This is a genomic window from Streptomyces sp. NBC_00249 (genome assembly GCF_026342355.1).
Classification (GTDB): Bacteria; Actinomycetota; Actinomycetes; order Streptomycetales; family Streptomycetaceae; genus Streptomyces.
In genome coordinates this window covers 814,083-826,348 of sequence record NZ_JAPEMV010000003.1, presented here as the reverse complement: position 1 = coordinate 826,348, position 12,266 = coordinate 814,083, and the positions used below count along the sequence as shown (strand labels likewise).

Here is a 12,266-nt window from a genome sequence, read left to right as displayed (position 1 = left end):
CCTTGCGTACGCCGGGGCGGTCATCTCACGGAAGACGGCCTGGAGCACAAGGGCGCCGTGTCGCTGGTGCATGGAGGAGACGGTTCCGGTGAACCCCTGCAGGTCCATCGCGGCGCCGGCTTCCTCGTGACTCATGCCGAATCGGAGCGGGCCCACGCTGTCGAAGGGGGTGTAGTGGCAGTGCACTCGATCGGAGTCGTTCACGACAGACCACATAGTCCGGCCATCTCACCACACGCCACTGACATCACACTCAGTCAGCCCTCCACGGAAAGTGAGCCAGAGCCCGAGTTCGGGTTCTGGCGCACTTTCCGGATGCTGTTGGTGATCTCCGGCGCGAACTCCGGCGGGGTCCCACCAAAGATCACCAACAGCGCGCGCGATGTGTGCCAAAACCCGTTCTCGTGAACAACCCCTGGCGGGGCGGCCGCCGCCACCTGGTACGCACGGGCGGGGCCGGCTGGAACATCGTGGCTTCTGCCAGGTAACGCACGCTGGAAGACTACGGCGTGATGAGGATGCGGGTTCGGAGGAAGCCGAAGGGGGCCCGTCCGTACATCGCCCTCTTGAGCAGCAGATCAAGCTGCAGCCCCAAGGGTAAGGAGGTGCTGTGGGGTTCGAAGGGTGCCCATCGGATGGCGAGGCGTCTGTCTGTATGATCCTTTCGCTTCGGGACCGGAAGGTCCTCCACGGGGAGGGGCAGGGCGTCATGCGTGCAACAGGGCTGTCCGGGCCGTCGTACATAGGTCCGTTCCGGGTGGTGGCAGAACTCGGGGAGGGCGGCATGGGACGCGTTGTGCTCGCCGTCGCCCCCGACGGCCGTCTCGTCGCGGTCAAGCAGGTGCACCCCGAACTGGCAGAGGACGCCGGGTTCCGGGCCCGGTTCCGGCGCGAGGTGGCGGCCTCGCGCAAGGTGTCCGGTGCTTACACCGCAGCCGTGATCGACGCCGATACGGAGGCCCAAGAGCCCTGGCTGGCCTCGGTTTTCGTACCTGGCCCCACGCTGAGCCAGGCTCTCGACAGCGCGGGCCCGTTACCCGAGGAGGCTGGGAGGCTCCTCGCGGCGGGCCTCGCACAGGCGCTGATCGACGTGCACCGGGCGGGCCTGGTACACCGCGACCTCAAGCCGTCCAACGTGCTGCTCGCCGAGTACGGGGTACGCGTCATCGACTTCGGCATAGCGCGGGCCGCCGAGGGGCACACGAAGCTCACCCACACCGGCGCCATGGTGGGATCGCCGCCCTTCATGGCGCCGGAACAGGTACAGGGCCTCCCGCTGACCGGCGCCGCCGACGTGTTCTCGCTCGGCTCGACCCTCGTTATGGCGTGCACCGGCAGGCCGCCGTTCGCAGGTACGTCGGTGCCGGGCGTGCTCTACAACGTCGCGCACTCCGCACCGGACCTTAGCGCGGTGCCGCAGGCGCTGAGGCCGTTCATCGAGTCGTGCCTGGCCAAGGACCCGGCGGAGCGTCCGTCGCCGCTGGAACTCCTCACAGCGATCGGCACGGTGACGCCGACGTCCCGGCCGTGGCCCGAGGCGGTACACCGGCTTGCGGCCGAACAGCGCGCAGACATTGACCAGTTGGCCGCCGGACCCGCCGTCCCCGCCGTCCCCGCGCCCGCCAGGATTCCGAGCCCGCCCGTCGTGTCCCCGCCGCCATCCCCGCCCGCACCGCCTGCCGCCGCAGCCCGTCGCAAGCGCGCCTGGTGGCTGGCCGGGGCGGCCGCGGTGGTGGCGGCGGCCACCGTGACGGCCCTGAACTTCCTGCCCCCGGACGGCAACGGCGAAGGAGGAGGCGGCGGCCGGACGAGTGCATCTCCGCGAAAGCCGGACACCAAGGCGCCGAGCGGGAGCGAAACCGTCCCAACCCCCGGGACGACGCCTCTGTCGAAGGTCCCCGACAAGTACACGCAGCGGGTGCCGTCGTGCAAGGAGGCCAAGGGCAAGGTGGAGCTGCCGGCGGGCTACGGAGATCCGAGCGGCAACCTCGAGGCCGCCGGTGAAACACCGCAGGAGTCGAACCAGTGCTTCTGGAGTGACCGGTACGGAAACAGGATCATCGTGTCTTGGAACCGTCACCTCTCGGAAGGCGGCAAGACCGGAGCGGAGCTGGCGAAGGAAAAATACGAGTCCGCCTACGCCTCCGCCCACGGGTCGTACGAACGCGTTGACGTCGGCGTCGGCGAGGAGGCCTACTGGCAACGAAACATGGCCAATCTGTACTCCCGCGACATCAACATGAAGCTCAACGTCATCGTGGAGACCACGCGCTACTCCGACGACGAGGCCAGAAACATCGCCAAGGCCGCAGGGAAGTCGGCCCTGAAGCTGGCGGAGTCCGCACGATGAGGCCCCTGGGAACGGCCGACCCGGCCACCGCCGGGCCCTACCGTCTCCTTGCCGAGCTGGGCAGGGGCGGAATGGGACGGGTACTGCTCGGCTCCGCGCCGGACGGACGGCTCGTCGCCGTCAAGCAGGTACACGCACGCTTCGCCGCCGACGCCGGCTTCCGGGCCCGCTTCCGGCGCGAGGTCACCGCCTCGCGAAGGGTGTCCGGCGCGTACACGGCGGCCGTGATGGATGCCGACGCGGATGCCCCCACACCGTGGCTCGCCTCGGTCTTCGTCAACGGCCCTTCGCTGGGCGCGGCCGTGGAGAAGGCGGGCCTGCTTCCCGAGGAGTCCGTACGCCGCCTCGGCGCCGGACTGGCCACCGCATTGGCCGAGATCCACCGGACGGGGCTGATCCACCGCGACCTCAAGCCCGAGAACGTACTGCTCGCCGAGGACGGCGTACGTGTCATCGACTTCGGCATCGCGCGCGTCACCGAGGGCACGGAGGCGACTGAGCTGACGCAGACCGGCTGGGTGGTCGGCTCGCCCGCGTTCATGTCACCGGAACAGGCCGAAGGCCGCGAACTGACCCCGGCCAGCGACGTGTTCTCGCTCGGCGCGGTCCTGGCGATGGCCGCGACGGGCGACAGCCCCTTCGCAGGTACGTCGATGGCGGGGACCCTCTACAACGTCGTGCACCTCGAAGCCGACCTGTCCGCCCTGACGCCAGGGCTGCGCACCGTCGTCGGGCCGTGCCTGGCCAAGGACCCGACGGCCCGTCCCACCCCGGAGCAGCTCCTCAGACTCATCGGGCAGGTCGCGCCCGCCGACCGGCCGTGGCCGCCCGCCGTGCACCGGACGATCAACGCCCAGCGGGCCGACATCGACCGGCTGCTCGGCGACACGGACCGCACACTTGTGCCGGCTCTGGCCCCGGCCCTTCACGCCGACGCGGGAACGGCCGCTCCGAGACGGACGCCCGCCCCCACGGCACTCCTGCCCCCGCCCCGTCGGCGCAACGGGAAGATCATCGCTCTGGTCGCGGGCTGTGTGCTCGCTGTCGTCGGCGTCGGAACCGGGGTGTACGCGCTGAAGGACGATGGCGAACCAGTCCCGCTGCGTTATGCGAAGGCGCCGATCTGCTCCGAGGCGGCCGCCCAACTGCCGCTGCCTGCCCGGTCGGAGGAGCTTGACTACTACGACGAGGGGCACACAACCGCCTCCACCGGCTGCGCTTGGGGAAAGATATCCAGCGACCCCACGAACTTCAGGCTCGCCGGCCTGGTCGACAAGGTCCACGCGTTCGTCGGCTGGGAACTGAAGCGCGACGCCAACGAAACCGAGCAGCAGCGCAAGGGATTCCGGGAGAAAGCCGCCAAGGAAACCCGCGTGACAGACCTCGGCTTCGGCGACGAGGCGTACTGGAGCGCACCGTACGTGACCTATCCCGATCCCGAAGAACACTGCAGCCTGTACGTCCGCGACGGCAACCTCGTGGTCCGCGTAGCTCTGGGCGGGGAGGAACACCCCGCCTCGACCTGCAAGTCGGAGGCCCAGAAGATCGCCCGCGCTGCTATCGCGGCCATGCCCCGCTGAAAGGCATGCGTCCGCCCAGGCCGTCCATCCCGCACACGTACGATCGGATCAGGCGTGGGGCTTCCCGGAGTGATGACCCGTGTCCGTGCCGCCGAGCGCCGAGCGCCGAGCCGACGCTGTGGGAACTGCACCGCGCGGTGTCCCAGCTTCGCGAGGACCTGCGGGGTGATCTTGCCGATCACGCCAGCACCCGTATAGCGCGCGCCTACCTCGCTGCTACTTACTGCCACCTCGGCGACTACGGCACAGCTCTCCGACTGGAGGAGCAGGTCCTGGCAGCGCCCATCCGCGTCTTCGGCGACAGCCACCTCGAGACCCACTGGGCCCGTGCCAACCTCGCGGTCACCTACAACCAACTCGGCCGGCACCACGACGCCCTTCCGCAGTGCGAACAAGTTCGCCGCTTCTCCTTCGCCCGGGGAGCTGGAGCAGTCCTTCCGCCTCGATGCGAAGGCGCTGGAGGCGGCGCGGTCGAAGCGGGCGCCGGCGAACCGGCTGGGGTGGGCGGTGCAGTGGGGCTGCGTACGGATGCTCGGGGTGTCCCCACCGAGGACCTGTCCGTGGTCCCGGAGGCGGTGGTCCGTTTCGCCGCCGAGCAGCTGGATGTCGGTCCGGGTGAGTGCGGTCGGCCGAACCAGGACCGCATCTGCTCCAGGTGCCCCGGTTGCGGCGACGCGCCGACCGGACGGCCGCGCACCCGAGGGAGGGGGCCGGACGCACCCTCGCCCCGGCAGAACTCGGCGAGTCTGCCGGGGCGAGCCGGACCACGGCGGTTCCCGTGCGGTCGTCGGGTCGTAGGTCCCGCCCCCGACGACGGCACGACGGCACGACGGCACAGAACGTCGCGGTCAGGAGGAGTTCGGGTCAGCGGACCTCGGTGACCCGGTGCTCCTTGAGCGCGCCACAGTTGGAGTTGTACACCTGCACGTGCACGTTGCTGATGCCCCCACCCCAGTCGACGCAGTGGCCCTTGCCGTACACGTAGGCCGGGCCCGCGTACGACGTGTACCGGCCGTAGTCCTCGCCCCGCTCCCAGGTTTCGGGGACTTCGATCCAGAGGGCCATGTCCACGGCCGCACCCGGGTTGTTGCGGATGGTCGCGACGCAGTTCTTGCCGTTCGAGGCGTTGTACGTCAGGTAGACGGTGCCCAGCGAGCCGATGGCGGCCGAGTTCACGGTCTTGTAGGCGCTTCCGCAGACCTTCTGCGGCGTGGTGTTCGGCGCGGCGGTGGCGGGCGCCGCCAGCGCGGTCGTGGCCCCCAGGGCCAGGGCGGCGAATGCGGTGGTGGTCAGGACGGAACGGGTGAATCTCATGTTTCCCCCCGGTGGTCATTGGAGTTGGTCGCTCCTGCATGGTGGGACATGCAGGACGGCGAAACGGTTGCGCATCGTCCTCAAAAGATGTGACCGCGCCGCCCTACCACCCCGCCCGCCGGCCGACGGACGGCCTCCGACGGCCGCACGCAGGCGTCGAGACCACGCAGGCCGACTTCGCCGCGTTACGCCAGCGGTCGACGGCTACGCCCGCCACCGCTTAGCGGAGTCGCTACTCACCGGTCCGATCCTCCCCAAGGGCCTACTGGTCGACCGAGTCGATCAAGACCGGGTGACCGCAGTAGTCACACGGACGCAGTCACAGTGCCAGGCAGCCTCCCCGCCCGGCACCCACCCCGCCACCTTGACCAAAGAGACAGGGTCCCCCGCTGGTCACACCCACACCCGAGGCGCGGGCCCATCCTCAGGCCACCATGGCCGGGCTTCGACCGGCGCAGCGGATGCGACTGCTGCCGATAACCAGTCACCCGGCGCCGAGCGGACCAGGCATTTGCGTGCATCAGCGTCAAGTGCCCGGGAGACCAGGTCGGAATTCCTCCGTCCGGCCGTCCCGGGCTCTTCACCCTTCCTGGGCGTCAGCCATTCGGCTGATCCAGCGCCGACAAACGTCCACGGTGACCGGCTCGAACAGTTCGGGACTCGACACCCGTAGCGGGGCGGGCCGCTCGGCGCCACGATCAGCGGCCGCACCGCAATCGGCGTACCGGCCTCCCCCTCCGGGGCAGCTCAGCCTCGATCGGGTGACCGAGAGCCCCAGGGAATCTGCACACACGCGAGCGTTTCAACTGTCGCCAGTTCCTGGACGAGGCGGGGGTGACAGCGACTGTGCGGAGCAGTCGGCGCCGCTTGCGGGCTATGGCTGCCGCCACTGCGCCGCGAACGCGCGGGCCGGGTTCTCGGTGAAGATCACAGATGCGATGTCGGGGCCCAGTTCGCTCTCGATCCGCGGACGCAGGCCGCTCAGCAGGAACGGCATGCCCGGGCCGTCCGCAGTGGATCTGGCCGCCGATGTGACCGTGTCACCCCCGAGCAGGACCTGGCGGACGTGACCGGCGTCGGCGAGGGCGGCAAGGGAGTCCAGCAAACGCCAGTCGGTGCCATGGTGCACGCGGGACGGGCCATCGAATGCCAGGAAGGCGCCGGCTTCGGCGACCTGCCGGTGGATTCTGGTGTCCGGGAATCGATGCAGGTGCCCGAGGATCACACGGCGTGGTTCGACCCCGTGTGATCCGCACAGCAGCTCGAGCACGTCCAGGGCGGCGGTTCCAGCCTCCAGGTGGACGCCGATGGGCGCGTCGGTGGCGTGGTGCGCCTCGGCGGCGGCGGCCATGACGTGCCGGGCGTGGTCGTCCAGGCGGTGATAGGCCCCGGCGACCTTGATCAGCCCGGCCTTCACGGGGCCGCTGGTCAGCTCCTCGACGAACAGCTCAGCCAGCCCGTCGCGAACACCTTCCAGCTCGTCCTGGCCATAGTGCCTTGCCTGGTGCAATCCGGTGGCGGAGATGACGTGGACGCCGGACCGCCGTGACAGGGCGGGGAGTTCCTCGGCTCGTGGCCCCATTCCCCAGGGTGTCCACTGCACGACCGCGCCTCCGCCGTGCGCGGCGAAGGCGTTCAGTTCGGCAAGTGCGGCTTCGGCGTCGTCCAGTTCCTGGCCCGGGAGCAGGGGCGAGCCGATGAACAGGTGGTCGTGGGCGTCGCACGTGCCCAGCTCTTCGGGCGCGATGTCCCCGAGCACGGTCCGGATCGCCGGCGCGTTCATCCCGCACTCCCCTGCTCGGCGTCGGCCAGTGCGGCTGCCGCAACACGTAGTCCGGCCAGCGCCTTGGGCACGCCGATGTAGGGCGCCAGGTGAACGAAGACCTCGACGATCTGCTGGCGGGTCATCCCGATCCTTAGCCCGGTCTTGATGTGGCCGGTCAGCTGCGGGTCCACGCCGCCGAGTGCGGTGAGGGCGGCCAGGTTGACCAACTGCCGGTCGCGCAACGACAACCCTTCGCGTAGGTAGGTGCCGCCGAACAGGGTGGTGATGATCCAGTCGGCGTATCCGGGGGCGATCTGCTCCAGTCCCGGCAGGGTCGCCCGCTGGGTGGCCTCGTCTTGGAGAAGGTTCAGCATCCGGTATCCCTCATCGCGATCCAGGCGGGTCTGTGTCAGCTGCTCCGAGAGGGCAGGGTTCGTCGCCATGCCGTGTCCTCCACCGATTTCGTAACGGTTCAAGCGTTACGGAGACGCTAGCAGGAGTAACGGCTGAAGCGTTACACTGTCGGCGTGGCCAAAGAAGACAAGTACGCCTTCCGCTTCGATTGCGGTGCCATCTGGTTGAACCTGCTCGCCACCAAAGGCCGCTCGTTCAGCGCGGAGCCGGTGGAGCGGCTCGCCACGCCTGCCCGGCTCGCTGAATGGCTGGAGCACTGCGAGCTGTCCCCGGCCCGGCCACCGGACCATGGCGACCTGGAACAGGCGCGGCAGCTGCGGGAGACCCTGCGCGTCCTGGCGTTGGCAACCGTCCATGAGCAGCCGCCGCCAGCAGACGCCGTGGCGGACTTGGCCGGGTTCCTGTCCCGACACGACGACCCGATCCGGCTGACAGCGGACGACCGACTGCGACGCGAACCACCGACGACAACCGTGGACGCCCTCGCCCGCATCTCCCGTCAGGCGGTGGACCAGCTGAGCAGCTCGGACCGACGTGCGTTGAAGAGCTGCCCGGAACACGACTGCCGGGGCGTCTTCATCGATCCGCCTGGCCGCCGGCGTTGGTGCCCGTCCGCGTCGTGTGCGAGCCGGGGCAGGGTCCGCGCGCTGCGTGCCCGCCGCAGCGCCGCCGCTCCTGATGCGAACGGCGACAACGCAATCGCCCCAAGCACTTGAACTGCCTGCTGGGGGTCCCCTACTGGCGGCTCGCCACCGTGCAGCGACGGTGGTGACGACTTCTCCGAGGCCCCACAAACCACAGTTCCTGGGATGAAACACTGGGAGAACGCGACCTCTGTGGGACGCCGTCACGAAGTACGCCAAGGCGCTCGCCGCCAGCCTGGGCGGTTGAAGGGCCGTCTCTGCCCAGCTGACCAGCACAAGCCCACGAGGGGCTTCTTCAACGCCTTCTCCGAAACCGTGCGCGCCACAACCTGACTGGTCGCCGGGCGGCAGCAACGGCTGGCTCCGCCGGAACGCCTGGTCGGACCACCGCGGCGCCGTCGCCCCGCTGTCCTGCCGTTCCTTGACCGTGAGCACTTCGGGGGGGGTGGCTACCGGGCCTGATCAGTACGCAGCAGATCGTCGGTGAGACGGCCGCCTTGGGACTGATGCTGGCCCACCTCACCCACGACACCGAGGCCATCGCCTCCGCCACCGCCGACAGCGCCGCATGCCCGACCACCCAGGCCTACGCGCGCCATCAGCTGTGCGGGCTGCTCCACGACGCCGTCCTCGCCCACCCCGGCATCTCCCTGAACCGCCCGGCCGTCCTCGGCCCCGCCGGACGGGCCCGGCTCCAGCACGTCACCGGACCGGCCCGCCTCGTGCACCTGAGGCGGCGGTGCCGCGCAGGCCGGCCGGCCAGGCCAGCGTGAGGCGTAGGCCTCCCGAGCCCGACCGGAACCGGTCGATCACGCGGGCCTCGCCGAGGACGGCCAGGGGCGGCGTTCCGGGCGTGGCCAGGTGCTTGACGGTCAGTCCGAACGTGCCTGCGGACAGGACGGCGAGGGTGTCGGCGTCCGCACCGGTGGACCAGCCGGGCAAGCCGGTCCTCTGTCGGACTGGCGCGGTCCGGCCGACGCGCCGTCAGGCCCACTGCCGCGTGTCGGCCAGCTGTCCGGATATCGCATGGTACGTGAGTTGTACGAGGAGTGGCCCTTACGGGGGATTCGCCCCGCCCGCCGATGCAACACGGTGGGCAGGCACGCAATCTCCGAAAGAGGGGACACCGCACGTATGAAGCGCCTCGCACCGCTGTTAGCGACCGCCGGACTCATCGCAACCACCCTGTCCCAGCTGGCCGTTCCCCAGGCATCCGCTGCCCAGTCCACCCCCGAGTACATGAGCCAGAAGCCCGCCTGGCACCGCTGCAGCGCAGACAAACCGGCGACCTACGAGTGCGCGGCCCTCAAGGTCCCGCTCGACTACAAGCGCCCCCAAGGCCCCACGATCGACCTCGCGATATCCCGAGTAAAGAGCGACAATCCGGCCAAGCGGCACGGCGTCATGCTCCTCAACCCGGGCGGACCCGGCACCACCGGACTCTACCGGCCGATGCGGATGAGCACGGAGATGCCCAAGGACGTACGGGACCACTACGACCTCATCGGCTTCGACCCGCGCGGCGTCGGGGCCAGCAGCCCGATCACCTGCGGGCTGAACCATACCGAGACGGGCATCGGCGGGGCGTACCGGCCCGAGCGCTTCGCCTCGGACGTGGCGTGGGCGCGCAATGTCGCGGACAAGTGCCGAGAGAAGGCCGGTGACGTGCTCCCGTACATCACCACCCGCAACACGGCCCGCGACATGGACGTGATCCGCGCCGCGCTGGGCGAGCGCAGGATCTCGTACCTGGGCTACTCGTACGGGACCTACCTCGGCGCGGTGTACTCCCAGATGTTCCCGCAGCGGACGGACCGCTTCGTGCTGGACAGCTCAGTGGACCCGCACCGCGTCTGGCGCGGCATGTACCAGGTGTGGGCGACCAGCTCCGGGCCGGCCTTCGAGCGGTGGACGCGCTGGGCGGCGGAGCGCTCGGCCGAGTACGGCCTCGGCGCGACCCCCGAGGCGGTGTCCGACACGTTCTGGGCACTGGTGGCGCGCGCCGACCGGGAACCGATCGACTACTTCGGGCAGAAGATCACGGGTGACGACATCCGGGACCCGGGAGTGTTCTACTCCCCGGTCGAGGCCTCGATCATCACGAGGTCCCTCAAAGCCGCAGCCGAGCGGACTCCCCTGCCGGCGGACGCCGGGGTGGCGGACGTGAAGAGGCTCCTCGCCGGCGGCCGGGGGGCCGCCGGGCCGGATACCGACACGGCGGCCGCCCCCGGTGACAACGCCACCGCCGTCTACTGGTCCGTGGTGTGCGGGGACACGGAGAACTGGCCGCGCGACCCCGAGCAGTACGCGCGGGACGCGGTGCAGGACAGGGTGAAGTACCCGCTGTACGGGGACTTCGCGTCGAACATCAAGCCCTGCGCCTTCTGGCAGCGGCCGTTGGAGGCCGCGACGCCCATGACGCACCAGGCGAAGGTGCTGACCGTGCAGAACGAGTGGGATCCGATGACCCCGCTCAGCAGCGGTCAGGGCCTGCACCGCGCCCTGAAGGGCTCGCGGATGGTGCTGGCGAAGGGCGGGCAGGGCCACGGCGTGTACCTCACCGACCCCACCTCCTGCGCCAACGACCCCGTCAACACCTACCTCACCACAGGCCGGCTCCCCGCGAGGGACGTGACCTGTCAGAGTCCGCCACGCGACCAGGAGCCGAAGAGGTCCCCGGCGCCGTGAACCCTGCCATCGTCCTGGATGCCGCCGCCCTTACCGCTCGCCTGTGAGACCGGGCCGGTGGTGGTGTTGGTGACGGTGGTCCGGTCCTGCACGCTCAGGCGTCGTCGCCAGCCTGCTCTCACTTCAGAGGCCACCACCCCCGGGCCCGTTCAGCTGGCCGGTCGTGGCAGCGACGGAGCAGCCTCCTCACGTGGTCACCGAGCATGCTGACGAGCCGTAAGACCTGGAACTGGACGACCTCTTCGTGCTTCTCCTGCCCGGGGGCCAGAACGCTCGACCGGCCCCCGGGCTTCTGCCGCCGGCTAGTTCGTCTTGCGGTTCGCGGAGAGGGCGGGCGCTTTCCCCAGTACTTCGATCGTCTCTTCCATCTCGCGGACTTTACGGCGCAGTTGCATCAGTTCCTCGCGCTCGGCCGTGGTCAGCGCGCCCGTCGGCCCTTGGCCTCGCTCCGCCGCCAGTTCCTCCGCTATCGCCGCCGCGAACGCGTCCACGTCGTCCTCGGTGGTGTCGAAGGAGGTCATCCAGCGGACCTCGCCGGCCTGCTCGTCCCAGGTGTAGAAGCGGAAACGCTTCTGGAGACGCTCGGTGACGGCCGGCGGCAGGACGGCGAAGATCTGGTTGGCCTGCACCGGGCGGGAGATCTCCAGGCCCGGCAGTTCGCGCACCGCCTCGTACAGACGCTGGGTCATCGCGTTGGAGCGGGCCGCCGAGCGCAGCCAGAGGTCGCCGCTGAGCAGCGCCTCGAACTGCACCGACATGAAACGCATCTTGGAGCCCAGCTGCATGCTCGTCTTGCGCAGGTGGGCCATGCCGCGCACCGCGTTCTCGTTGAGCACGATCACCACCTCGCCGAAGAGCAGCCCGTTCTTGGTGCCGCCGAGCGAGAGGACGTCCACGCCGGCGTCGGTGGTCATCTCACGCAGGGACACGCCGAGGGTGGCGGCGGCGTTGGCGAGCCGGGCGCCGTCCAGGTAGACGAGCATGCCGAGGTCGTGCGCGTGGTCGCAGATCGCACGGATCTCGTCCGGCGTGTAGCAGGTGCCGAGCTCGGTGGACTGGGCGATCGAGACGACCCTGGGCCGGGCCCGGTGCTCGTCCTCGAAGCCCCATGCCTGACGGTCGATCAGCTCAGGGGTGAGCTTGCCGTCCCATGTGGGCACCGTCAGGAGCTTGATCCCGGCGACCTTCTCGGGCGCCCCGCCCTCGTCGACGTTGATGTGGGCCGACGCGGCGCAGACCACGGCGTCCCAGCGGTCGAGCATGGTCTGGAGCGCGAACACGTTTGCGCCGGTGCCGTTGAAGACCGGGTACGCGTGCGCGGTGGGGCCGAAGTGGCCGCGCACCACTTCCTGGAGGCGCTCGGTGTAGACGTCGGCGCCGTAGCTGACCTGGTGGCCGCCGTTGGCCAGGGCTATCGCCGCAAGGACCTCGGGGTGCGCACCCGCGTAGTTGTCGCTGGCGAAGCCGCGCTCGTCCGGGTCGTGTCGTCGCTGTAGGGTCATGGTGCTCGC

General features: G+C 69.8%; 10 protein-coding genes and 1 pseudogene. 7 read left to right on the top strand and 4 right to left on the bottom strand.

Annotated features, from left to right (window positions below):
* Positions 1-757 precede the first annotated feature (757 nt).
* From OOK31_RS17690 to OOK31_RS39545, 4 genes and pseudogenes are all read left to right on the top strand, one after another.
* Positions 758-2,350 carry a serine/threonine-protein kinase gene (locus OOK31_RS17690; RefSeq protein WP_267088200.1) on the top strand — a complete coding sequence of 531 codons (1,593 nt, stop codon included), beginning with the start codon at positions 758-760 and terminating at the stop codon, positions 2,348-2,350.
* On the top strand, positions 2,347-3,930 hold the full coding sequence (locus tag OOK31_RS17685) for a serine/threonine-protein kinase (protein WP_267088199.1): 1,584 nt from the start codon (positions 2,347-2,349) through the stop codon (positions 3,928-3,930). Before OOK31_RS17690 ends, OOK31_RS17685 begins: the two co-directional genes overlap by 4 nt.
* A gap of 5 nt (positions 3,931-3,935) precedes the next feature.
* A pseudogene (locus OOK31_RS39550) lies at positions 3,936-4,322 on the top strand (tetratricopeptide repeat protein); the annotation flags it as partial.
* Entirely contained in the window at positions 4,258-4,728 is a 471-nt protein-coding gene (locus tag OOK31_RS39545) for a DUF4158 domain-containing protein (RefSeq protein ID WP_353962692.1), read from the top strand. The pseudogene OOK31_RS39550 and the gene OOK31_RS39545, both read left to right, overlap by 65 nt.
* 66 nt (positions 4,729-4,794) lie before the next feature.
* On the opposite strand, the gene OOK31_RS17680 is transcribed toward OOK31_RS39545, so the two are convergent.
* From OOK31_RS17680 to OOK31_RS17670, 3 genes are all read right to left on the bottom strand, one after another.
* Positions 4,795-5,244 (bottom strand): spore-associated protein, encoded by a 450-nt coding sequence (locus tag OOK31_RS17680; protein WP_267088198.1) that lies wholly within the window; start codon positions 5,242-5,244, stop codon positions 4,795-4,797.
* Between the two features lie 874 nt (positions 5,245-6,118).
* Positions 6,119-7,027: a phosphotriesterase gene (locus OOK31_RS17675; protein WP_267088197.1), complete on the bottom strand. Its 909-nt coding sequence runs from the start codon at positions 7,025-7,027 to the stop codon at positions 6,119-6,121.
* Positions 7,024-7,452: a carboxymuconolactone decarboxylase family protein gene (locus tag OOK31_RS17670; RefSeq protein WP_267088196.1), complete on the bottom strand. Its 429-nt coding sequence runs from the start codon at positions 7,450-7,452 to the stop codon at positions 7,024-7,026. Before OOK31_RS17670 ends, OOK31_RS17675 begins: the two co-directional genes overlap by 4 nt.
* A gap of 84 nt (positions 7,453-7,536) precedes the next feature.
* Between OOK31_RS17670 and OOK31_RS17665 the strand changes: the two genes are divergently transcribed.
* The 3 genes from OOK31_RS17665 (at position 7,537) to OOK31_RS17655 (ending at position 10,755) form a co-directional block, all read left to right on the top strand.
* A complete protein-coding gene (locus tag OOK31_RS17665) occupies positions 7,537-8,139 on the top strand; it encodes a CGNR zinc finger domain-containing protein (RefSeq protein ID WP_267088195.1) in 603 nt (200 codons plus the stop codon).
* A 425-nt stretch (positions 8,140-8,564) separates the two neighbouring features.
* A complete protein-coding gene (locus OOK31_RS17660; protein WP_267088194.1) occupies positions 8,565-8,840 on the top strand; it encodes a hypothetical protein in 276 nt (91 codons plus the stop codon).
* A 361-nt stretch (positions 8,841-9,201) separates the two neighbouring features.
* Positions 9,202-10,755 carry an alpha/beta hydrolase gene (locus OOK31_RS17655; RefSeq protein WP_267088193.1) on the top strand — a complete coding sequence of 518 codons (1,554 nt, stop codon included), beginning with the start codon at positions 9,202-9,204 and terminating at the stop codon, positions 10,753-10,755.
* A 302-nt stretch (positions 10,756-11,057) separates the two neighbouring features.
* On the opposite strand, the gene OOK31_RS17650 is transcribed toward OOK31_RS17655, so the two are convergent.
* Complete coding sequence (locus OOK31_RS17650; protein WP_267088192.1) at positions 11,058-12,257, bottom strand: low specificity L-threonine aldolase; 1,200 nt, start codon at positions 12,255-12,257, stop codon at positions 11,058-11,060.
* Between the last annotated feature and the right edge of the window lie 9 nt (positions 12,258-12,266).